This is a genomic window from Streptomyces sp. NPDC048650 (assembly GCF_043199095.1).
GTDB lineage: Bacteria > Actinomycetota > Actinomycetes > Streptomycetales > Streptomycetaceae > Streptomyces.
The window spans coordinates 26,955-47,363 of record NZ_JBICVM010000022.1 but is presented as its reverse complement, the minus strand read 5'-3'; the positions used below and the strand labels follow the sequence as shown (position 1 = coordinate 47,363).

General features: G+C 69.2%; 21 protein-coding genes. 10 read left to right on the top strand and 11 right to left on the bottom strand.

The genetic code is table 11. The features are described 5' to 3' along the window. Nucleotides 1-672 precede the first annotated feature (672 nt). A complete protein-coding gene (locus ACGFML_RS36280) occupies nucleotides 673-861 on the top strand; it encodes a hypothetical protein (protein WP_393549943.1) in 189 nt (62 codons plus the stop codon). A 530-nt stretch (nucleotides 862-1,391) separates the two neighbouring features. On the opposite strand, the gene ACGFML_RS36275 is transcribed toward ACGFML_RS36280, so the two are convergent. Beyond that, nucleotides 1,392-1,772: a hypothetical protein gene (locus ACGFML_RS36275; RefSeq protein ID WP_393549942.1), complete on the bottom strand. Its 381-nt coding sequence runs from the start codon at nucleotides 1,770-1,772 to the stop codon at nucleotides 1,392-1,394. A gap of 369 nt (nucleotides 1,773-2,141) precedes the next feature. Here ACGFML_RS36275 and ACGFML_RS36270 point away from each other — a divergent pair, with 369 nt between their 5' ends. Beyond that, entirely contained in the window at nucleotides 2,142-3,146 is a 1,005-nt protein-coding gene (locus ACGFML_RS36270) for a hypothetical protein (RefSeq protein ID WP_393549941.1), read from the top strand. A gap of 321 nt (nucleotides 3,147-3,467) precedes the next feature. On the opposite strand, the gene ACGFML_RS36265 is transcribed toward ACGFML_RS36270, so the two are convergent. Beyond that, complete coding sequence (locus tag ACGFML_RS36265) at nucleotides 3,468-3,698, bottom strand: DUF6480 family protein (RefSeq protein ID WP_393549940.1); 231 nt, start codon at nucleotides 3,696-3,698, stop codon at nucleotides 3,468-3,470. 312 nt (nucleotides 3,699-4,010) lie between these two features. On the opposite strand from ACGFML_RS36265, the gene ACGFML_RS36260 reads away from it, so the two are divergent. Then, on the top strand, nucleotides 4,011-4,532 hold the full coding sequence (locus ACGFML_RS36260; RefSeq protein WP_393549939.1) for an ATP-binding protein: 522 nt from the start codon (nucleotides 4,011-4,013) through the stop codon (nucleotides 4,530-4,532). A 391-nt stretch (nucleotides 4,533-4,923) separates the two neighbouring features. Here the strand turns inward: ACGFML_RS36260 and tpg are convergent, their stop codons facing one another. Together tpg and tap are read right to left on the bottom strand one after the other, a co-directional pair. Further along, nucleotides 4,924-5,481, bottom strand: coding sequence for a telomere-protecting terminal protein Tpg (gene tpg / locus ACGFML_RS36255; protein ID WP_393549938.1), 558 nt, complete (start codon nucleotides 5,479-5,481; stop codon nucleotides 4,924-4,926). Between the two features lie 9 nt (nucleotides 5,482-5,490). After that, nucleotides 5,491-7,704 carry a telomere-associated protein Tap gene (gene tap / locus ACGFML_RS36250; protein ID WP_393549988.1) on the bottom strand — a complete coding sequence of 738 codons (2,214 nt, stop codon included), beginning with the start codon at nucleotides 7,702-7,704 and terminating at the stop codon, nucleotides 5,491-5,493. Between the two features lie 497 nt (nucleotides 7,705-8,201). Between tap and ACGFML_RS36245 the strand changes: the two genes are divergently transcribed. The 3 genes from ACGFML_RS36245 to ACGFML_RS36235 all read left to right on the top strand — a co-directional run bounded on the left by ACGFML_RS36245 (nucleotide 8,202) and on the right by ACGFML_RS36235 (nucleotide 11,934). Further along, nucleotides 8,202-9,050 carry an enoyl-CoA hydratase/isomerase family protein gene (locus ACGFML_RS36245; protein ID WP_393549937.1) on the top strand — a complete coding sequence of 283 codons (849 nt, stop codon included), beginning with the start codon at nucleotides 8,202-8,204 and terminating at the stop codon, nucleotides 9,048-9,050. Between the two features lie 694 nt (nucleotides 9,051-9,744). Then, a complete protein-coding gene (locus ACGFML_RS36240) occupies nucleotides 9,745-10,884 on the top strand; it encodes an SPFH domain-containing protein (protein WP_393549936.1) in 1,140 nt (379 codons plus the stop codon). Between the two features lie 24 nt (nucleotides 10,885-10,908). Then, nucleotides 10,909-11,934, top strand: coding sequence for a hypothetical protein (locus ACGFML_RS36235; protein WP_393549935.1), 1,026 nt, complete (start codon nucleotides 10,909-10,911; stop codon nucleotides 11,932-11,934). Nucleotides 11,935-12,020: 86 nt separating this feature from the next. Here the strand turns inward: ACGFML_RS36235 and ACGFML_RS36230 are convergent, their stop codons facing one another. The 3 genes from ACGFML_RS36230 to ACGFML_RS36220 form a co-directional block, all read right to left on the bottom strand. Next, on the bottom strand, nucleotides 12,021-12,548 hold the full coding sequence (locus ACGFML_RS36230; RefSeq protein ID WP_393549934.1) for a DUF4232 domain-containing protein: 528 nt from the start codon (nucleotides 12,546-12,548) through the stop codon (nucleotides 12,021-12,023). 559 nt (nucleotides 12,549-13,107) lie between these two features. Beyond that, nucleotides 13,108-13,584, bottom strand: a complete 477-nt coding sequence (locus ACGFML_RS36225) for a DUF3237 domain-containing protein (RefSeq protein ID WP_393549933.1) — start codon at nucleotides 13,582-13,584, stop codon at nucleotides 13,108-13,110. A gap of 14 nt (nucleotides 13,585-13,598) precedes the next feature. Then, a complete protein-coding gene (locus ACGFML_RS36220; protein ID WP_393549932.1) occupies nucleotides 13,599-14,144 on the bottom strand; it encodes an ester cyclase in 546 nt (181 codons plus the stop codon). Between the two features lie 170 nt (nucleotides 14,145-14,314). Between ACGFML_RS36220 and ACGFML_RS36215 the strand changes: the two genes are divergently transcribed. Together ACGFML_RS36215 and ACGFML_RS36210 are read left to right on the top strand one after the other, a co-directional pair. Further along, on the top strand, nucleotides 14,315-14,995 hold the full coding sequence (locus ACGFML_RS36215; RefSeq protein WP_393549931.1) for a TetR/AcrR family transcriptional regulator: 681 nt from the start codon (nucleotides 14,315-14,317) through the stop codon (nucleotides 14,993-14,995). Nucleotides 14,996-15,272: 277 nt separating this feature from the next. Then, nucleotides 15,273-16,073: a HEAT repeat domain-containing protein gene (locus ACGFML_RS36210; protein WP_393549930.1), complete on the top strand. Its 801-nt coding sequence runs from the start codon at nucleotides 15,273-15,275 to the stop codon at nucleotides 16,071-16,073. 57 nt (nucleotides 16,074-16,130) lie between these two features. Here ACGFML_RS36210 and ACGFML_RS36205 read toward each other — a convergent pair whose 3' ends face one another. Then, nucleotides 16,131-16,400 carry a hypothetical protein gene (locus ACGFML_RS36205; RefSeq protein ID WP_393549929.1) on the bottom strand — a complete coding sequence of 90 codons (270 nt, stop codon included), beginning with the start codon at nucleotides 16,398-16,400 and terminating at the stop codon, nucleotides 16,131-16,133. 369 nt (nucleotides 16,401-16,769) lie between these two features. On the opposite strand from ACGFML_RS36205, the gene ACGFML_RS36200 reads away from it, so the two are divergent. Both ACGFML_RS36200 and ACGFML_RS36195 read left to right on the top strand, forming a co-directional pair. Continuing rightward, nucleotides 16,770-17,537, top strand: coding sequence for an alpha/beta hydrolase family protein (locus ACGFML_RS36200; RefSeq protein ID WP_393549928.1), 768 nt, complete (start codon nucleotides 16,770-16,772; stop codon nucleotides 17,535-17,537). 226 nt (nucleotides 17,538-17,763) lie between these two features. After that, nucleotides 17,764-18,120 (top strand): darcynin family protein, encoded by a 357-nt coding sequence (locus ACGFML_RS36195; protein WP_393549927.1) that lies wholly within the window; start codon nucleotides 17,764-17,766, stop codon nucleotides 18,118-18,120. A 170-nt stretch (nucleotides 18,121-18,290) separates the two neighbouring features. Here ACGFML_RS36195 and ACGFML_RS36190 read toward each other — a convergent pair whose 3' ends face one another. From ACGFML_RS36190 to ACGFML_RS36180, 3 genes are all read right to left on the bottom strand, one after another. Continuing rightward, nucleotides 18,291-18,566 (bottom strand): hypothetical protein, encoded by a 276-nt coding sequence (locus tag ACGFML_RS36190; protein ID WP_393549926.1) that lies wholly within the window; start codon nucleotides 18,564-18,566, stop codon nucleotides 18,291-18,293. A 322-nt stretch (nucleotides 18,567-18,888) separates the two neighbouring features. After that, nucleotides 18,889-19,176 carry a hypothetical protein gene (locus tag ACGFML_RS36185; protein WP_393549925.1) on the bottom strand — a complete coding sequence of 96 codons (288 nt, stop codon included), beginning with the start codon at nucleotides 19,174-19,176 and terminating at the stop codon, nucleotides 18,889-18,891. A gap of 228 nt (nucleotides 19,177-19,404) precedes the next feature. Beyond that, on the bottom strand, nucleotides 19,405-20,382 hold the full coding sequence (locus ACGFML_RS36180) for a helix-turn-helix transcriptional regulator (RefSeq protein WP_393549924.1): 978 nt from the start codon (nucleotides 20,380-20,382) through the stop codon (nucleotides 19,405-19,407). Nucleotides 20,383-20,409: the final 27 nt, after the last annotated feature.

Here is a 20,409-nt window from a genome sequence, read left to right as displayed (position 1 = left end):
CCATCTCACGACCTCTTCCGCCCAGGATCTCTTACCAGAACGCTCCACGGCACCCGCCCGCCGCCCCTGACGCAATTCCCCGTCCAAGATTTACGCCTCCCCTCCCCTTCGGCCCTTTCCCGGCATGCACTCGGCCAGCTCCGAGCAGTCAACGTTTCCCTTGCATCCGCTTGCCGCATGGCGTCCATACCTGCACGACAAGCCACATACACCTACACGAAGTGCACGTCATCGACCAGCGTCGAGTCCCCCACCCCGGGATTGTCCAGGCAGCCGTCGCCCGGACACCGCGCAGCACACGACCGACTACCCACACCCGACCACGCTGCACAGTGCATCAGACCAAGCAGCGGGGCCTCGGTCGTTCTCGCCACCTGGGCGGTGAGGATTCGCGCGGCGGCGGCGGTGGCGGGGGGAAGCGGTGACGATGGCGATGGCGAGGCACAGGCGGCGGTCTGCCATGGACTTCTTGGCCCGCGAGAAGACGGGTCACCCGGTGCGGCGGGGTCCCGGACGCTGGGAGGCGTCCTGTGCAGTGGTCCTTTGCGTACCTGCTTTTGAGCTCGTTCGTTTGGGGGGTTTGTTGAAGCAAAGCGAAAGCCGCGGGTGGGGCCGGGGAAACGAGATCCTGACCGGTTCTCTCGTATCAGGAAGTAGGTAGGTTTCATGCGTATGCGCACTGCTCTCGCTGCTGCTGTTCTCGGTTCGGCGGCCCTCCTCGGCTCCGCCGGCACCGCTGTGGCCGACCAGCACGCCGGCGATGTGATGGGCGTCGGCAACCAGGTCATGAAGGTCGTGAGCACCGACAACGATTCGTACTCTTGGATCTTCGGAAAGGATGATTGGCGGCACGGCCGGTAACCCGATGGTGCCGGTGCGGCTCGTAGGGCGGTAGGCGCCCGCGCCTACGCCGCGCGACCCCGCACCGAGGCCTGAACGAAGTGCTGCGTCCGGGACGGTAGTTACCGGGCCCGGGTGCAGCACCAGGACACCACTCCGAGCAGGCCTCGCCCACCCGGACCGTCGGCTCTCGGCATCAGGGCTATCCGGTCGGCCCATGAGGGTGCTTCGTGCACCCCGTACGGCCTTGCGGCGTCGGACTCCTCCCAGGCACACGAGGGCACCTACCGACGCAGAGACGCCGTCGGCCCCTGACGGGCCGGAGACTGCCCACCGACCTTCGACAAGACCACCGACAAGCAGCGGAACACCGTCGAGTGCTGCATCGACACACTCGAGCAGCGGCACGGCCTCGCTGCCCGCTGCGTCAAGACCTCCACCGTCTGCCGAGCGGCACTCCGCCTTGCGGACACAGGGACGGGGTCGGCTCCAGGTCGTTGTTCACCTGCCGCCGTATGGCAGACAGCAGGCCGTAGTGGCAGAGACGCCCCTCAGACGCGCGGCGCGACCGTGTGCTCCAAAGCCTTGCGGGCGGCGAGATAGCCGGCAATTTTGAACGCCAGTTCGTGGGAGCCGAATGTCTCGGCACGGGCCTGCCGCAGCACCACCTTGGCGGCGGTCACGACACCGTGCTCGGGCAGGCTCAACTGCTCCTGGATCCCCGCGGCGACTGCGTCGAAGAAGCGCGGCAGATCCTCGGCGGGTTCGTACTCCACCGTCAGACCCTCGGCCACTTCGAGGGTGAGGCCCTCGGCCGCGGGCTCGAAATCCACTGTGATCTCAGCGAAGTGCGGTGCGCAGTTCTGCCTTTGATGCAGCACGCGCACGCCACGGATCGGATACGGCGGAAACCGGGGCGGCGCTGGCGTCATGCCGCAACGCTACCCCTGCGCTGCTTCCTCACCCTTGTGCTGCTTCGTCACCCCGACGCCGCTTCCTCGCCTCGGCGGATCGGCGGATGCGGAAGCTGCGTGGCACGTCGGTCGCGAGCGCCGGGCCAACCACCCCGCGTGCCCGGACCGTGACCGGCTACCCCACTTCGCGGGACGCGATCGGTCGTAGCTCTCGGCGACCGTGCGGACCGCTCACCGCAAGGACGACATGACGGATGGCACCGCGCATCCGACGACGAACTGCGGACGCCGATCCGAAAGTGGAGAAGGGACGGTCGCCCGTACCTGCCGAAGCCGTTCGCCGAGGCCGTTCGCCGGGGCCGTAGCCTGAGGGGCATGTTCGGACGTATGGCACGCCACCCTGGCAGACGCCGTGCCCTGGCGCTGTTCCTCCTGGCGCCGCTCGTGGGTGAGTACCTGCTCGGCAATACGGCGATCACCAGCCCCTTCGCGCTGTTGCTGTTCGCCCCCATGTACGGCGGTGGCGCACTGCTCATCCGGGAGTCGGCCCGCCGTGCCGGGCGCGCCTGGCCGACGATCATCGTGCTCGCCGTGGCCTATGCCCTCTTGGAGGAGGGCCCGATCGACATGATGCTGTGGAATCCTTCCTACGGCGGTTTCGACATCGGCGCGGCGTACTCCGGCACCTACCTGCCGGGCCTGGGCACCAGTCTCCAGATGCTCCAGGACGTGCTGTCCGTGCACACCGTGTGGAGCATCTGCGTCCCCATCGCCCTCGTCGAAGCCTTCGACTCCACGTCCCCGCCCCGCCCGTGGCTGGGCCGGACCGGAACGGCGCTCGTCGCCTTGGTGTTCACCGCGGGGATCGCCCTGCTGTGCGTGTTCCAGATCGAGGGGACAGGGTTCGTCGCCTCGCCCGCCCAACTCGCCTGGTCGTCCACGGCTGTTGCGACACTGACCGTCGGCGCGTTCTTCGTAGGGCGCCGCACCGCCCCACGTCGCGGCACGTCTGCCCCGTGCCCTCGCACCGTGGGCTGGGCGGCGTTCGGGATGACCAGTCTGTACTGGGCGCGCGACCTGCTGCCCGAGGGCTTCCCGGCGTGGCTGCTGTGCGCGACGTGGTTCGTCCTGGTCGGCGTGTCCGTGGCGGTGTGTGTGCGTTGGGCGCGCGGCCGGGGCTGGGGTCCGGCCCATCGGCTGACCCTCGCGGGCGGTGCGCTGCTGACCTACGTATGGGCCGGGTTCGTCCACGGCCTGGGCATGGGGACCCCCCTGCGCTTCGCCCTGCTCGGCAGCATGCTGCTCGGCGCGGGCGCGCTCTGGCTGCTGCGCAGCGCACGGCAGACGGTACGCGGTGCTCAGGAGGCGGAGGCCGAGGTCAGCCTCGCCTGAACCGCCGTCAGCGCAACGGCGGGGCGACGGGGCGGCGGCCGCCTCGGGCGCATGCGGGAACGGGGCGGATGCGTGTGCCGGCGGTGAGCCGCTCCCCCGAACGTCGGCCGACGAAGCCCTGAGGCCCGCTCGTGGACCGCCCCCACGACCTGGCCCGGCCTCGCCGCCCACGACGTCCCGCCCGCACGCCTGCACGCCCGCACGCCCGCACCGAGCCTGGCAGCATCGGCCGGCGGCCCTTGTTCTGTGATGGCTGAGCCCGTCTCCGCGGCTGGCGCATCGCCTGGCGGAGGCGGCCGCCGATCCGGTTCCGGGTGTCGATCATTGGGCGACACTCACCGCGTAAGCGATGAAGAAGACCACGAACACCGCAACGACGATGCCGATGACGATCAGGGGCGCTTTGCCCCACCCGCGCGTCAGGTCACCGCGAGGGCCGGTCTCCGAGCCGGTGCTTTCCTCCGCCGGAGGCGTCTCGCCCGGAGGGACCCCGCCATCCTGCGGCAGGCCGGGAGTCTGGTGAGGGTCGGGATCCGGGTTCTGAGCGCTCATACCGCAACCTTGCGTGATGCGCCCGACCTGCACGACTCGGTCAGCGCCGACCGGACGAACCATGCCCCGGTGGCGGGGAGGGGGTGAGCCACCCTCGCCTTTCACGGATGCGCCATTGCTGGGCGGTGATGACATGCAGGCCGAGCCTGATCCCCGCGCCCACGGCAGACGAGTCGTCGCGACCGATAGCGACTTTCGAGATTGGTGACACCTGACCCTGATGGTTGACGCCGCCCCTGAGAAACGCCGAAGCCGTACCGGATTTCTGCTGCGCCCGTTCCCGTGGCCCGCACAGCGCTAGCGTTGGGTCCCATGATCGTATGGCTCAACGGCACCCACGGCGCAGGCAAGACGACGACCAGTGCGCTCGTGCAGCAGCTGATCCCGGATTCACGGGTGTTCGACGCCGAGAAGGTCGGCGAGACACTCATGGACATCACGCCGGGGCTGCCCGAGACGGACAACTTCCAGCACTGGCCGCCGTGGCGACCGCTCGTGGTCGAGACCGCCCGCCGCGTACTCGACTACACCGGCGGCACTCTGGTGATGCCCATGACTGTCCTGGTCGAGCAGTACTGGCGCGAGATCAGCACGGGACTCGCCCAACATGCCATTCCGGTACGGCACTTCGTCCTCCACGCCGACCAGGACACCCTCCGTGGGCGCATCGAGGGGGACACTCTTCTTGGCCCCTCCGCATTCCGTCTCAGATACCTTGAGCCCTATGCCGAGGCGGCCCGCACGTGGCTGCACGGCGAGGCCGAGGTGATCGACACCACGCATCTCACGCCCTCCCAGGCAGCCCTGCAGATCGCCGAGGCCGTCAGGAGTTGAGGTCCGCCCGCCGCGCGCAAACAGGCCGGGTCGGCCAGGCACGTCCACGGCACATCGCCCTGGCCGAGGTCGAGGTCGGTGGCGCCGCGGGTAGCACGCTCGGGAAGCGCAGGGCCTGACCGACACATGGTGGCGCGGCAGGGACTCTCTCGTCGCCATTTACCGGGGCGAGGCTGTCGGCCTTGATACACCTCAATGCCTCGAAGCTCACGTGTACGGCGGCCTCGACGCTTGGGGTTTCCACGGCGGCTAACTGCCTCGGCCTCGCGCCACGAATGCGCTGCTCAGCCAGAGCTCCAGTCGCCGACTCATGTGCTCACTCGCCGACTGAAGCACTCAGTCACACCAGGCCCCAGGCCCCGGGCCCCGGGCTCCAGGGCATGCTGCCTGGCTAGAAGTCGAGCTCCACGTAGTCGATGTCGCTGAACTCGACCAAGAGGCCGTCGGCGCGGCGGCCGCGGTCCTTGAAGTAGATCTCCTGCAGGCCCTCGGCGGCGATGTTCTGCAGCTGCTGCTCGGTGGCGCCGGCGGTCTGGGCGTCGAAGAGCCGGGCCGCGAACTGCGGGGGCAGGTGCTGGGTGATCAGCCGGATCCGCCCGTCATCGGTGGTGCCGGGAGCCGCGGTGAACCCGAAGCGCGCCCGCGTCTCGATGGTGATCCCACTGGTGGCCGCGGCGCGCTGCTGGGCCTTCTGGCGCACCTTGGGCTGCCACCTCTTGCGGACCTCGCGCTCTATGCGGGCGGCGAGTGCGCGGCGGGGGCGGCGGATCTGGTCTTTGACGTACCGCTCCACGGTGCGTTGCGAGACGCCCAGGAGCTGGGCGACGGCCTTGGTGGAGCCTTTGTGCTGCTTGACCAGGTAGCGCACCTGCGGGCCGGCCGACTTCGGGATCGGGCGGGTAGCGGTGGCGGCTGCGGCCTTCTCGATGCTGTCGGCGAGGATTCCCACGTCGGTCTCCTATTCTCCGTCGAGTGCGGCGTCGGTGCCCTTGATGTGCCGGGCGGGGTTGTGGCCTTCATCGAGCATCTGCACGGCCCACAGCAGATCCTGGGTGCCCTCGTGTTTGACCATCCCAGGCGAGACGCCGAGCCGGAACGAGCCGGGGGCCGGCCTGCCGTCGGCGGTGTGCGGCAGGAAGTCCAGCGGGCCGGGCCCGTCGGCGAGGTAGACGGCGCAGTCCGACAGCAGGGCGATCGGGAGCAGCACGTCCTGGTCGAGCATCAGGTTCCCCGTCGGCGCCGGGCCCTGCTGTGTGGCGAGGGCCGTCTTGAGGACCTTGCGGTGCATGTTGACGCGGGCGGCGGAGATGACGGCGGCGCGGATGTCGGGACGCCAGGTCGGCCGCTCCAGCGCCGGCCACCGCTCGCCGAACTTGTGGCGGATGCTCTTGGGCCGCTCGCGGAGTTTGCCGATGCCGCCCTTGACCGTCGACTTGATCGCCGAGAGTACCGCTGCGAGGGCCGGGTCGGTGGCCTTGTGCTGGTCCATCGCCGCGAGGAAGTCGGCCTCCGGCAGGTCGGAGGTGACGCCGAGGTCGGCCATCGTCGCCTTGTACGCCTCGCTGATGCGCTTGTACCAGGGGTCCAGGTACGGGCCGGACTCGGTGCGGACCCATGCCTCCAGCGGTCGGATCTGCGTCGGGAGGCGGTAGGTGTCGATGAGCTCCTGGGCGTAGGCGACGGTCGGCGTCGCGTACCAGGCCGGGCCTTCGGGCCGGGTACCGTGGGGGGTGAAGGGGTTGGGCAGACGCGGGTCCGGCTCGATGCCGGACAGGTCCACCAGCCACGAGCCCGGCGTCTTCTTGTCGAAGGTCGGAGCTTTCACGTGCACCGGGGCGGACAGTCCGACGACGAGCCGGTTGGCGGCGGCGAGGAAGGCGGTGTTCACGTCGATGCCGACGGCGAAGGCCCGGTCGCACTCGGCGTCGGTGAGCAGTTCCGGGTCACGGATCCACTCGTAGGCTTCCTCGTCCAACACCTCGGCCGCGGTGCGCTGGTGACCACGGGGGTGGAGGGCGGCGACGACCGGGTGTTCGTCCGGGGCCTCCGCCGGGGCCGGGTCGACGGCCTCGGTCAGCGAGCCGGGCACCGGGCCGGAGACCCAGTTGCCGTTCGACTCGTCCTTGACGGCCCGGGTCGGCGGCCGCAGCGCGGTCATCGCCTCCAGACCGGACACGGCGGTGGAGCCGCGCGGGGTGATGACCCGGGCGGCGTAGGTGCCCAGCACGCGGGCGATGTCGGCAGGCTCCAGCTGGTCGGTGCTCCCCCACGACCGTGCATCGAGTGCGCCCCAGGGCAGGACGGCGAGCTGCACGCACTGGCGCCGACCGCCCTGGGCGGGCCGGTAGATGCGGGCCCATGGGCCGAAGCCCCGCTTGGTCAGCTGCCACTTGGCGCGGGCGAGCTGCTTGACGACCTTGTGGTCCTCCGCCAGGCGCAGCCCGCGACGGTCTTCCAGCTCCAGTGGCAGGTCGAGCCGTTCGGCGGCCGCGGCGGTGAGCACGATCAGCGGATCGCTGTCCTTGCCCGAGGGGTGCAGCCGCGCCGCGCCCAACTGCGCCTCCGACAGGGTCCAGTCGACCAGCGCCGGGATGGTCCTGGCGGGGCAGTCCAGGAGCAGGCCGCCGACGCAGTACAGCGAACCGTCGCCGTCCAGCACGCCGAGCGGACCGTTTGCGAACCGCTCGTCGAAGGCGGCCGGCGTCGCAGCGGGCCTGGAGGTGGCCTTCTTCGCGGCGGGGCGACGTGATGTCGACGGCCTGGTGGCCGAAGGAGTGGCTGCCGGCCGTGCTTCCGCGGCAGCGGGCTTCGGTTCTGGGTCTGGGTCTGGGTCTGGTTCCGGCTCTGGCTCTGGTGTGGTGTCGGCGCCGGTGTCGGCGAATGAGGCGGGCGCCGCGTCCGGCGCCGGGGCGGTGGCGCCGGGAGCGGGGAAGCGGGCGGCGAGCCCCTCGAGGAGCCGGGCGTAGGCGGCGCGCTTCGGCGGCCGCGGCTCGGTCCGGCCGGCCTCCCAGTTGCCCACCGCCTCGCGCCGCGCGCCCAGCGCGGCGGCGATCTGAGCCTGACTCAGCCCCGCCGCCTCACGCAGCCTCTTGCGCTCAGAAGGACCCGGCAGGTCGTCCTGCGCGACCTGCTCCAGCAGCGCATCGACCGCGCCGAACAGCTCGTTCCCCATGGACACAGAGCTCACCTCCGCTAGCCACCCTACCCCAACCGCGCTACAGATCGCTCCTGGATCGCGTACAGATCGCTCTTGAAGGAGATTCGCCCTTACGCGCAATTCGCGTCCCGGACTGCACTTTCGTCGCCCATGCCGTGTGCACCCCGGCGCTGCTTCTGCTCATCGATCTTGGTGATGGCTCTGAGGGGCCGCCCGAAAACAGCCGTCGGCAGCCATAAGCAGTCGTCCGCAGCCATGTCATGACTGTCGATTCCGGGCCGTGGACGAGGTCATGTTCCGCCTGGAAGCGCAGTGGACGACGTCATGTTCCGCCCGGAAGCGCTGCTGAGCTCCGGCTCGGACAGGTGGTGAGTGGTAGGTGGTAGGTGGTACGTCCAGCGGCGGCAGTGGTAGGAGATCTCCGCGTCGGTCGTTCCGTGGCTCGAGGAGCACCGGTTTCGGCAGCCGGGATTGCCACCGGACCGTGATGAGTGCCGAGAGGGAGAGAGAACATGACCGCCTCGTACGAGACCATCAGCACCAGGCTGGACGGCGACGTCCTGTTCGCCACCTTCCATGCCCCGCCGATCAACCTCATCGGTCCCGGGGTCGTGCGCGACCTGGTCGGACTGCTCGAGGAGCTTTCCCAACCGACGGCTCCACGGGTGGTGGTCTTCGGCAGCGCGGATCCCGACTTCTTCTTCCCGCACGTCGACCTGACCAAAGTGCCCGAATACACTGCTGAAGCCGCGAAAGCCGGAGGCCCGGGCGACGCCTCCCTGGGAATGCTGTTCCGGAGGCTCAGCGAGATCCCGGTGGTCACTGTCGCCAAGCTGCGCGGCCGAGCACGGGGGGCGGGCAGCGAGTTCCTCCTCGCCTGCGACATGCGCTTCGCCTCCCGGGAGAACGCCGTCCTGGGCCAGCCCGAAGTCGGCATCGGCACCACGCCCGGCGCGGGAGCGATCCAGCATCTCACCCGTCTGCTGGGCCGGGGCCGAGCGCTCGAAGCCGTGCTGACGTCGGCCGACTTCGATGCCGAACTCGCCGAACGCTACGGATGGATCAACCGCGCGGTGCCCGACGCCGAGCTGGACGAGTTCGTAGCCGGCCTTGCCGCGCGCCTCGGAGCCTTCCCCCGTGATGCACTGATCGCAGCCAAGGCAGCCGTCAACGCCATCAGCCTGCCGACTCCGGCCGACGTACGCGCCGATGCCGCCCTGTTCCAGCAGCTGGTTCGGGGAGAGGTCGCCCAGCAACGCACGGCAGAGCTGTTCGAGCGGGGCTTCCAGACCCGTGGCCGTACCGAGCTCGACCTCGGTGCCGCACTGGGCGACTTGAAGGCCGTCGACCGACGCGGATGACGAAACCACGCATCCGACCCGTGGCCCGCATGTACTTGGCCCGGCAGTGGCCGTGGCCGTGGCCGTGGCCGTGGCCGTGCACCAGGTATCGGCACCGTTCGCGTTGAGGAAGAAGAGCCACCCGACGGTCTTCATAGCGGTGCCCTGCCACGGCTTGGACCTCGGTCCGATCGGGCCGACTACCTGTGACACGAGTGCGCGGATACACGACGTGCGGTGCGACCGGTGTCCGGGGGCCCACAGTGCGACCGGTGTCCGGGGGCCCACAACGCGACCGGTGTCCGGGGGCCCACAGGATCAGCCGCTGTATCTGGCCCCGCGAACGAGCGGCCGGTGACCTTCTCGATCGGCAGCCTGGCGAGCACATGTCGGTGCGGGAGGAACTCCAGTCCGTCCCCGGCGCGAACCGCACGGGCTGGGGCGACGCCGGCCGTACCAGCTCCTCCGCCTGTTAGGTCTTGAACCGGTTTGTCCATCCACTCCTGGGCCGGGCCCGGTCGAAGCGGCCTCCGTACGGGCCGGCGGGACCGGGTGGGCGCCGCTCGGCCACCCCGCCCCCCTACTCCCCCGAAGCGCGCTCCTAAGATGTCCCGGGCACATTGACGAACGGACTGACGAACGGACTCCCCCACAGGCCGCGTGCCGGTACTGCTGGAATGGGCGGAGCGAATTGGGGGACCTTCCCGTGGGCTTCATGGACCGTATGCGCGGCGAACTGATCGACATCGTCGAGTGGACAGACGACAGTCGGGACACGATCGTCTGGCGCTTCCCGCGCTACGAGAACGAGATCAAGATGGGTGCTCGGCTCGTCGTACGCGAGTCGCAGGCAGCCGTCTTCGTGAACCAGGGTCGCATCGCGGATGTCTTCGCGCCGGGCACCTATGAGCTGGAGACCGGGAACCTGCCGATCCTGTCGACGCTGCAGGGCTGGAAGTACGGCTTCCACTCGCCGTTCAAGGCGGAGGTCTACTTCGTCACCACCCGGCAGTTCACCGACATGAAGTGGGGGACACAGAGCCCTGTCACCGTGCGGGACCCGGAGTTCGGCATGGTGCGACTGCGCGCCTTCGGTGCCTACGCGGCGCGGGTGGTCGACCCCGCCAAGCTGCTGACCGAGCTCGCCGGCACCGACCCGCAGTTCCGCACCGAAGAGGTCGCGGAGTTCCTGCGGCAGCTGATCGTCGGGCGGCTCGGGACACTGCTGGCGAGCGCGGGGATTCCCATGCTCGACCTCGCCGCTCGCCAGACCGAGCTGGGCGACAGACTGGCCAAGGCGCTGACCGAGGAGTTGTCGGCGGCGCACGGCATCGCGGTCCCCAAGTTCGTCATCGAGAACGTCTCGCTGCCGCCCGAGGTCGAGCAGGCCATCGACGCCCGCAGCCGCATGGGCATCATCGGGAACGTCGACAACTACTCCCGCCTCCAGGCCGCGGACGCGATGCGGGACGCGGCGAACAATCCCGGTGGTGCCGGAGAGGGCATCGGTCTGGGCCTGGGCATGGCGGCCGGTCAGACGATGGCGCAGGCGTTCGCGCCGCAGCAGGGCGGGCAGCAGCCCGCGCCCGCCGGCCCGGCACCCGGGTCCACCGGCGCGGCCGTTCCGCCGCCACTGCCCGGCCAGGCGCAGCACGAATGGCACGTAGCCGTGGACGGGCAGCAGCAGGGCCCGTACGACCACGCCACGTTCACCGGCCACATCCGTTCCGGAGCGGTGCGACGCGGCATGCTCGCATGGCGCGAGGGCATGGCGGAGTGGCAGCCGGTGGAGGAGATCCCCGAGCTGGCCCCGCACTTCCGCGCCACTCCCCCGCCACTGCCGCCGCAGGCGTGACCGACTGCCAGGAGCTTTGACCTCATGACCTATCAGCAGCAGTCCTACGCATGCCCGGCCTGTGGTTCCACCGCCGAGTTCACGCCGGGAAAGAACGTACTGAGCTGCCCGCACTGCCGCTTCGAGCAGCCCATCGCCCCCGTCAACCGCCAGATACAGGAGCACGCCTGGGAGGAGCTGGCCACCCTCCCGCCCAAGCCGAGGGCGACCGGCGGGCAGACCCTGACGTGCAGCGGGTGTGGCGCCGTCAACGAGACCGACATGCTGTCCGGCCGCTGCCAGTTCTGTGCCTCGCCCATGGTGGCCTCCGCCGCGACCGACCGGATCGTCCCCGAGGGCCTGGTGCCGTTCCGGCTCGAGCGGCGGGCCGTGCACGACCACCTGCGTACCTGGGCCAAGTCCCGCTGGTTCGCGCCGAACAGCCTGAAGAAGGTGAGTTCGGCCGAGAGCCTGCACGGGACGTACGTACCGCACTGGACGTACGACGCCTGGACCGCGTCCGCCTACACGGGCGAGCGCGGCAGGGTCGTCAAGAACGGAGACAGCCAGTCGGTGCGCTGGAAGCAGACCAGCGGCACGGTCCAGCGGTTCTTCGACGACGTCCTCGCCCCCGGCACCTCGCACGTCCGGCTCGACCGGCTGAAGGACCTCGAGCCCTGGCCGCTGCATCAGGCGGTGCCGTTCCAGGAGGAGTACCTGGCGGGCTTCCGGACCCTCCGCTACGACGTCGAACCGGAGGCGGGCTGGCAGTACGTGACGCACAGGATGGCCGAGGCCATCAAGGAGGACTGCCGCAAGGACATCGGCGGTGACCGGCAGCGGGTGCACTCGGTCAACACCAACTACGCGTCGGTCACGTACAAGCTGATGCTGCTGCCGGTGTGGTTCGCGTCCTACGTCTACAAGGGCAAGCAGTGGCAGGTCGTGGTCAACGCCGATACGGGCGAGGTGACGGGTGACCGCCCCTACAGCCCCTGGAAGATCGCCTTCGCGATGATCGTCGCAACGGTGGTGGCGGGGGGCATGCTCTTCATGAGCAACAACCGCTGACGGGCCGTACACCGATGCGGGCAGCAAAAAGACGGCCCGACGCCGTTGCGGGCGTCGGGCCGTCTCCTTGCCGCGGGGGTGGGGAATCAGGAGGCGCTGGGAGCCTTCGCGGTCCAGGCGGTCAGGGCCAGGGTGCCGTTGTCCACGTCCTCGGCGAACGGTATGACGCTGTGCGCGTTGCTGCCCGTCGGGGAGACCTGCAGGTACTTGGCGTGCGCGGTGGAAGCGCCGGTGTGGGTCCAGACGAGGTCGGCGTAGGCAGCGTGGCCCGGCTTGAGGGTGACGTTGTGGACGCCGGGGTCCTGCGCGAAGTACGTGTCACCGTGCCGGGCCTTGGTGGGGAGGGCGGTGTGTCCGGCGCCCTCGAGCGCCAGGCCCGCGTACCCGCTGAACGTGCAACTGCTCGTCCCCGTGTTCACGGCCTTCAGGTAGGTGCCGGCATGGTTCATACCCGCCTGGCTGCCGCCCGCGTCGGTAGCCGTCACCTTCAGCGTCCCCGGCTGGCACGCCCCGGCTACGGAAGTTGCGGCCGAGGCGACTCCGGCACAGATCCCCACGCCAAGTACGGCGACGGCGGTGGCGGAGACGGCGGTACGCAGGCCTCGCATGGTCATCAGCTCCTTCTTCTCCGGTCGGACCGGAGACACGATCGACAGGACGCGGACTCACCCGTGCGTCCCGACGTGCCGGTGTGGCAGTCGTACGCGGCAGGGCCGGAATCCCGGCCCACGGGTGAGGCGCCCTTCGGTTCTTCGCAGGCGACTCTGCTCCAGGCCGTTGACGCCCCGCTAACGGATCGCTAACGGACCGGGCGCCCGGCTCACGGACGCTCCGACCCCCTCGGGTGACGCCCCGTCAGGAGTTCTGCTCTCCGGACACGATGCGGACCGAGCGCTCCTTGACGGTGACTCATGTCTGCTCCCCGCATTCGGGATGGCCCCGCCGGCGGCCGATCCCTGCTGCTGACAGTCCGGCCCCTGACCCGGCCGGTGTCCGAGCATGCCGGGCGGGCCCGCCACGAAGATCGACGTCGGCTCAACGGACCGGGTCCTGGCCGGGCAGGAGTTCTGGCCGGGCAGTGCCGCTGGCGATCGCCCGCAGGTACGGATTCAGCTCTCCGGATTTACCGTCACCTCCGCCACCGCACGCCCAGCACCATGCGCCGGCAGCCGTTCACACGACCTGTGACACTTTGTAGGCGATTCCGCCTTCCACCAGGTACCCCGACCCCACACAGACGATGTCGTTCAGCCATGCGTATCGCTTCACCCCTGTTTCGAAGAGCGGATTCGTCCGGAAGTAGTAGCGAGCGGGGCCGACCTGGTGCCTCTTGACGGCATCGGCCATGTCGGCCCGCACTTCGGGCGGGGTGACCCAGCGGCCGCCGTAGGTCATGTGCAGCAGATCATCATCGTGCGTGCGCAGTGTCAGCCGGACGTCCAGCGTCATCACTCCGTCCGGACGGAACAACGTCCAGTCACCGCCGCCCGCCAGCACTTCGCCCCGTAGCCCCGGCCCTTCGAACGTTCCCCCGGCGGCGCCGAAGAGCACCCGTTGCCCCATCGGGCCGTCGCCGATGTTCAGCCGCGGATTCAAATCGACGACCATGTCGAAGAGATGAGCCGTCGTGATCTCGCCGACGTTCCTCACCCGTGGATCTGATGTCATGTTTCATCGCCTTTGAACGGTTCGAGCCGGCTGGTCGACGACGGGGGATGCGGGCGGCGCGTGTCCAAGAAGCCTGGTGGGCGATGCCCCTGCGGCAACGCCTCGGGATCCACGGCGTCCCCGAACACCGTTCGCCTGACGGCGTCGGTCGAGACACCTGACTGGGCACAGAGCGCCGACAGGTCGAAGAGGAACCGCTCGCCGGCGATCAAACCGTCCTTGAAGGCGAACTGGAGGAACACCGGAAACTCGGCACGCCTCCCGTCGGGGACCACGCCGAACCGGTCGCCCGTCATGGTCATCCTCGCCGTCCCCCAGCAGACCAGCGCGTCGCCGTTGTCGGCATGGCCCTGGAGTTCGATGCCGTAGTCCGGAAACGAGGCAAAGAATCTGGTCAGCGCCTTCTCGTTCTCCTCCGGGCCGCGGGCCGTCGTCCCGAATGCCGGAGCCTCCAGAACCATGTCCCGGTGGAAGAGCTTCATGGCCGCGGGCACGTCCTGCCGGCTCTTGGCGACAGCCAGCTCCTGCGCCAGTTCGAACATTCGATGGCCGTCCAATGTACGCGCACCCCCGGTTGCCCGTGCGGACTCCAAGCGCCAAGGCCCGAGTGCGCCGGAGGCAGGAGTCGCGATGAAGGGCGCTCGGTGGCCGCCCCAGACAAAACGTACGACCGGTCGTACGTTTAGGCAAGAGGTCTGGCAAAATGACGACGATGAGCGAACTGGAGCAGCGGCCGGATGCGGACGCCGTCGTCCCCCCAGGCGACGGCGAGGGTGCCGACGCGGCGATTTCGGACCGGCGCCTACTGCGTGGCGCGCGGTCCAGGCGGACGATCGTCCGCCATGCCGTGGACGTGGCCTCACTGGAAGGGCTGGGCGGGCTCAGCCTCGGCCGTCTGGCCACCGACCTCGGGATCAGCAAGAGCGGTGTCCAGACCCTCTTCGGGACGAAGGAGAACCTGCAGGCCGCCGCAGTCGAGGTGGCCCGTGACGTGTTCAACGACGCCGTCGTCCACCCCGCGGGGACCGCGCCTCGCGGCGCGGCGCGAGTGCGCGCGCTGATCGAGCGGTGGATCGAGTACGCAGAGGTGCCGCTGTTCCCGGGAGGCTGCTTCTGGGCGGCGAATCTTGCGGACTTCGACAGCCGCCCCGGGCGAGTCCGCGACGCCCTGTTCCATTGCCGACGGGACTGGCGTGACCTCCTCGGCGCCGAGCTGCGACACGCCGCCGACGCCGGCGAGATCGCCGAACTCGACGTCGACCTCGCCGCTTTCCAGATCGACGCGGTCCTCATCGCCGCGAACACCGCGTTGCGGATGGGCGACGAGGAAGCCGAAGGCGTCGTGGACAAGGTCCGCCGCGTGGTCGAAGGGCTCCTCGCACCCCCGCGCTGATCCGGCACCGCGGGCACCACCCCGCAGGGGGGGCATGTCCCCCACGTGTGAAGCGGCAAGGAGCGGTCCTCAGCGTGCCCTCGACCGATGATCCGGCGGAGCAGTCGCCGCACTCACCGCCGCACACCTGCGCAACCTCACCCTCGCCGCATGACGGGCGGCCGAAGCGCGTGCCGGTCGTCAGGGTGTCCAACTCCGGCTACCTGCACCGGCGTTGGGCTCACGGCCCAGGGCGCGCAGCCGGCCCCGAGGAATCGATCATCTAGAATCCCAGGACATGGCGATGTTCGTGCACTTGACCTCAGCGGCGAACGCGCCGCGCATCCGACGATCCGGGGTCCGGGCAGCCAGCCACGGACAGGGCGGCGCGCGCGGCGTCTACTGCTTCCCGGTGCTGCCGTCGTACACGCTCACCCACCAATGGCTGCGCGAGCTGGCCCGGTTCGGCAGCCGGGGCGGGCTTGTGGCCGTCCATGTGCGGCTGGAGGACACCCAGCACGTGCTGGTCGGACGCTATACCGACCGGACGCGGGACGCCCAGGCCACCGTTTCTGCGTCAGAGGCGGTGCGGCGGATCGCGGCACTGGAGGATCCACGCGGGTGGGAGGTGTTCGTGCCCCGGGCGATCCGGCAGCGTGAAGTGCACCGGGTCCGCACCGCACCGCAGGTGGCGGGCTGGCGGTATCTGCCGGACGCGCACGGCGTGCGCCCCTGCACCTGTTTTGGGTGCCGGGTGCGCGGTGGGTACGGGGCGCGGCGCCTGCTCGAGCGGTTGCCGCATCCGCTGGACGGTCCGCCGCCACCCGCCAGGGTGCTGCTCGCCCGGGTCGCAGCAGCCGGTGACCCCGGAGACCCAGCTGCGCTGCGGCAGGCACTGCACTGGTTCGGAATGCGTCAGCGGGGCCCGCTCGCCCAGCTGGGCCACCTCGCCACCCACCCCGACCCCGGGGTACGGGAGGAGCTGGTGTGGGCGGTCGCCCGGTGGTCCACCCCTGGGGTCACCGAGCTGCTGGACGGCCTCGCTGACGACACGCACCCGGACGTCCGGGAGGCGGTGGAGGCGGTTCGCGCATCGTAGTGACCACCCCCCAGCACCGCCAACGGCCGTGGTCCGACCTCACGGACCAAGCCACCTCTAGAACTCGCGGGCGACCTTCAGCATCTCCTGTGCCAGCAGACGACCATGACGCTCGAAGCCCAGCGGATGAGAGTCGACCTCGTGTGTACGCACGGACGTGATCACCACTCTCGCAGCGAGCACGCACTGTGCGCCCAGACCCTTGCGCAGTTCCACCTCGATTCCCTTGGCCAGTGCGGCCAGCAACTCGTCGCACTCCTCCGGCCACCACCAGAGGCAGTCCGCGCCCTCCGCGACCTCCAGGGCGAAACCCTGCTCACCGGGCACCAAATCGACCGTCAAGTCAATGTAGTTGGGGAAGCAGTTGCCCTCCCGTCGACCGTGCCGGCTCAGTCGTCGCACTGATAGCGGCGGAAACGTCTGGACGGTCATGGGCGCCACCATAATTCGATGCGCCGATCAACTGATAGGTCCAACAAAGAGACACGTTCTGGCTGGTGCCGTATCAGGCAACGTTCGGCCCTGTCGGCATCCCTGTCCGGACCAGGGTGAAGTCCTTCGTGATACGTTTCCCGGCGCTGTGCGCTGCTGCGAACCAAGGAGGTGAGACCGATCAACGCTTTGACAGGTCGGGCCTCCCTCCCTCGCATGGCCTGGGGAGCGCCCGCAGAGGCATCCCGAAAGGCATGAATCGCTATGCGCTTCACCTCTGAGACGTCGTCCGGCGGCGTCCTCGAACAGCTCTTCACCCTCGGCGAGATTCCCGGCGTTCTATGGACGCCGGAAGGTGCCGTAGGCACTCGTCCGCTTGTCTTGATGGGACACGGTGGCGGTCAGCACAAGAAGGCCCCTGACATCCTGGCCCGTGCAGGCCGTTTCGTGGCCGAGTGCGGTTTCGCGGTCGTGGCGGTCGACGTGCCGGCCCATGGCGAACGGCCGAAGGTTGAGGAGTACGACCGGATCGCGACCGAGAACCAAGCTCGCCTGGATGCCGGTGAAGAGCCGGCTCCGCTGATCGCCGGTTTCCAGGCGCTCGTAGCCCGCCAGACCGTGCCGGAGTGGCGGGCGGTCCTGGACGCGGTCCAGCAACTCGAGTACGTCGGTGCCGGTCCGGTGGGCTACTGGGGGGTCTCGTTGGGTTGCGGACTCGGCGTTCCGTTCGTCGCTGCCGAGTCCCGGGTCCGTGCGGCGGTACTGGGGTTGGGCGGGGCGCCGGCATCGGCATCGGCATCGGCATCGGCATCGGCATCGGCATCGGCCGAGGCTGCCGCGCAGATCACCGTCCCGGTGGAGTTCTTGGTGCAGTGGGACGATGAGCGGGTGCCGCGAGTCCAGAGCTTGGCTCTGTTCGATGCCTTGGCCTCGGCCGAGAAGACACTGCATGCCAACCCCGGCAAGCACGGCGAGATCCCGGCATTCGAGCTGGACAGCACGCTGAGGTTCTTCGCTCGGCACCTCGGCTGAATCCCCGCCGCCTGCGGTCCGCGACGCGCCGATCACGTTCCTTTTCCGATCGGCGCGTTCACGGAGACTGGGCGGCGTGGCCGACAGAGTTCAGGTTCGACTGTCAGCGGTGCAGGGGCAGTGGCCAGGTGGTGCATCTGCCGGAGTTCGTGGCGCCGTTGTCGAGCGAGTCGCCGGGGCGGGGGACGTTCCGTTCGTCGACGTTGGTTGATCCACAATGGGGCGTATGAGTGCCATACAACCGCAGCCGCGGTTCACCATATTCGTCCACCTCACGGCCTTGCCCGCGTGGCTCGCACTGGGGCGCCAGGAGCGTCAACAGATCATCGCGGATCATGTGCAGCCTCTGCTGGAGAAGCACGACGCTGTCCAGGTCCGGTGGTTCGACGCTGAAGCATGGGCCGCCGCTCCGTCGGATGTTCTGGTTGCGACGACCAACGACCTGACCTCGTGGTCCGATCTGTTCGAGGGTCTTCGCGACAGCCCTCTGTGGAGCGTGCCCTACTTCCGGGTGGAGTTGGTGCTGCCGACGGTCGAGGACGGCTTCGCCGACTACGAGCGTCGAACCGGGCAGCGCAGCTGAGCCATCGACTGTGTGGCCGTCTCGCCCGCCTCGATGCCTGGCTCACCGGCAGACCACTCGCCGCGCGCGCATCTCACCCTTCGCAGCAATCCGCCCCGCTGGATGAGATCCAACGGGGCGGATGCATCAACCGCGTCCGGAAGGGGCGGGGCTTCGCCTTGTTCGCCCTGTCAGAAGGCGCTGTTGTTGCAGCCCATGGTCGAGCCCAGGTGGGTGGACTGTGCACCCGAGTTGCCTTCGCCGTTGAGGGCGTTGCCCAGCAGGCCGTTGAGGGCACCGACTTCGCCGAGAACGTCGAGGTTCAGGTCGTGCGACTTGCACTGGCTGGTCTGGCGAACGTCGAATTGGCCACCGCCCGGGCCGCCGTCGGCGATGGCGCTGCCTGCGGTTCCAAGGATGGCGAGTGCGGCCAGGGCAGAGGCGGCAACGGCAGTACGGATACGCATGTTCACTCCCAGGTGACGGTGGTCTCGAATCAGCGGCGTCGCTCGCTGGAGCGGTCTGGTGAGCGACGCTGCACACGGGAGGATCTCCGGCGCGACTGATCACAAACGGCCAAGACTCTGAATTCCGTCGAACTGGTGAAAAGTTCTACTTACGCCCAATAGGGGCAGTTGGGTGACTGACGGGATCCATCGGACACGTCGCAGTGCGGGGCTCCTGGGTCTGCTCCCCGCTCCTGCGGCGAGGGTCCCGCTGCGCCGCCATCGGGTAGCGGGGCTGGGCCAGGTCCCGCTCCCCGCACACGGGCGGGTGGCTCGCGCTGGGCTACTTGTGGGCGTCGAGGCGGACTTGCAGGTCTTCGGCCAACCTGTCCGCCACGTCTGCGAGCGGGGGGTGATCTTCAGCCACCAATGCAAGGAGCCTGATGGTTGCCTCGGCCCGTCCCGCAGTCGTCAGAGCGAGCAGAGGTCCCTCCTGGTCCAATTTCTCCGCGAGCTTCGCGGCCATCCTGGTGGTGTCGACCGAGGGGACCTGGCTGCCGCCTACCTGGCCTGCCTGGATGACGGTTCCGTGGAGCTGCACACCGGGCGAAATGTTGTTCGAGACGTTCATGGTGTGCACCCTAAAGCGTGTTGCGGAAGGCTGCACAGACGCCTCAGGGCCGGTCCGCGCTCTCCACCCGCGCGGGGCCGACTCCCCGCGACTACGGGGTTCTTGAGGGAGGCCGCGTTCCCTGTCCGCGGTTGTCCATACGTCCCGGCGCGGAAGCCACGGCCGCCGCAGTGCCCGCCCAGGAACGGCCGCCGGCTCCCGCGTCGCCGCAGCCGTGTGTCCTGGCGGTCAGGCGCTTCCGTACGCTCTGGCGAGTAAACCCACCGTGTCGGCCATGGCTTGGCGGAGTTCCGTAGGCGCGACGACCTCGACATCGATGCCGAGCCGCAGCAGCTCACCGCACGCGTGCTCGGTGCTCTCGGTCGGAACGACCGCCTCGACCCATCCGTCGTCGCCGACGGCGGTCGCCGTGGACTCGACCGCCCGCACCACCTCGGGCGGAACGTTGTCCGGCAGGCGTCGGAGCCCCCGCGGGGAGAGGCGGATGGTGGCTCGGCCGGTGTAGCGGCGGGTCTGGAAGTCGTCGAGGTAGGAGGTCCAGTACGCGACCAGGTCGAAGTCCGGCGGTCGGTCGAATCGTTCGTCGCTGACCATCGCGTCGAGGACTTGGGTGATCCGGTAGGTCGCGATCCGGCTCTTCGATGCGGCGACGAGATACCAGACACCGGACTTGAGTACCAACCCGTAGGGACGAAGGCGGCGGTCCACCTCCTGCGGGGTGCGCCACCGTCGGTAGCGCACCTCCACCACACGCCGCGTGAGCACCGCATCGACGAACAGGGTGAGATACGGCGTCTGTTCGGGCTCCCGATACCAGCCCGGGGCGTCCAGGTGGAACACCGCCGCGGTCCGTGCAGCCTCCTCGCGCAGTCCCGCCGGCAACGCAGCCAGCAGCTTCAGCCGTGCAGCCGTCACCTCCGCGGCGAGTCCCAGGTCGGCGGCGGGGCCTGGCAGCCCGGCGAAGAACAGCGCTCGCGCCTCACCCTCGCTCAACCCGGTCAGGCGGGTGCGATAGCCCTCAAGCAGCTGGTAGCCGCCCGCGCGGCCTGTCTCGGCGTAGACCGGAATGCCCTCGGCCTGAAGACGCGCCAGGTCACGGTACGCGGTCCGCACGGACACACCCAGCTCGTCGGCGATCCCCCGCGCGGACATGCGGCCACGGGATTGCAGCAACAGCAGTACCGACAGCAGCCGACCAGCAGACATGGACGCATTCCCCCCGGAAAACCCTGA

Excerpts from the sequence above, each read along its gene's own strand:
- ACGFML_RS36220 (WP_393549932.1), bottom strand. The coding sequence starts at position 14,144 with ATGTTCGAACTGGCGCAGGAGCTGGCTGTCGCCAAGAGCCGGCAGGAC.
- ACGFML_RS36180 (WP_393549924.1), bottom strand. The coding sequence starts at position 20,382 with ATGTCTGCTGGTCGGCTGCTGTCGGTACTGCTGTTGCTGCAATCCCGT.
- ACGFML_RS36230 (WP_393549934.1), bottom strand. The coding sequence starts at position 12,548 with ATGACCATGCGAGGCCTGCGTACCGCCGTCTCCGCCACCGCCGTCGCC.
- ACGFML_RS36235 (WP_393549935.1), top strand. The coding sequence starts at position 10,909 with ATGACCTATCAGCAGCAGTCCTACGCATGCCCGGCCTGTGGTTCCACC.
- ACGFML_RS36185 (WP_393549925.1), bottom strand. The coding sequence starts at position 19,176 with ATGAACGTCTCGAACAACATTTCGCCCGGTGTGCAGCTCCACGGAACC.
- ACGFML_RS36195 (WP_393549927.1), top strand. The coding sequence starts at position 17,764 with ATGAGTGCCATACAACCGCAGCCGCGGTTCACCATATTCGTCCACCTC.
- ACGFML_RS36260 (WP_393549939.1), top strand. The coding sequence starts at position 4,011 with ATGATCGTATGGCTCAACGGCACCCACGGCGCAGGCAAGACGACGACC.
- ACGFML_RS36200 (WP_393549928.1), top strand. The coding sequence starts at position 16,770 with ATGCGCTTCACCTCTGAGACGTCGTCCGGCGGCGTCCTCGAACAGCTC.
- tap (WP_393549988.1), bottom strand. The coding sequence starts at position 7,704 with ATGGGGAACGAGCTGTTCGGCGCGGTCGATGCGCTGCTGGAGCAGGTC.
- ACGFML_RS36240 (WP_393549936.1), top strand. The coding sequence starts at position 9,745 with ATGGACCGTATGCGCGGCGAACTGATCGACATCGTCGAGTGGACAGAC.
- ACGFML_RS36275 (WP_393549942.1), bottom strand. The coding sequence starts at position 1,772 with ATGACGCCAGCGCCGCCCCGGTTTCCGCCGTATCCGATCCGTGGCGTG.
- ACGFML_RS36210 (WP_393549930.1), top strand. The coding sequence starts at position 15,273 with ATGGCGATGTTCGTGCACTTGACCTCAGCGGCGAACGCGCCGCGCATC.
- ACGFML_RS36215 (WP_393549931.1), top strand. The coding sequence starts at position 14,315 with ATGAGCGAACTGGAGCAGCGGCCGGATGCGGACGCCGTCGTCCCCCCA.
- ACGFML_RS36265 (WP_393549940.1), bottom strand. The coding sequence starts at position 3,698 with ATGAGCGCTCAGAACCCGGATCCCGACCCTCACCAGACTCCCGGCCTG.
- ACGFML_RS36280 (WP_393549943.1), top strand. The coding sequence starts at position 673 with ATGCGCACTGCTCTCGCTGCTGCTGTTCTCGGTTCGGCGGCCCTCCTC.
- ACGFML_RS36190 (WP_393549926.1), bottom strand. The coding sequence starts at position 18,566 with ATGCGTATCCGTACTGCCGTTGCCGCCTCTGCCCTGGCCGCACTCGCC.
- ACGFML_RS36245 (WP_393549937.1), top strand. The coding sequence starts at position 8,202 with ATGACCGCCTCGTACGAGACCATCAGCACCAGGCTGGACGGCGACGTC.
- ACGFML_RS36270 (WP_393549941.1), top strand. The coding sequence starts at position 2,142 with ATGGCACGCCACCCTGGCAGACGCCGTGCCCTGGCGCTGTTCCTCCTG.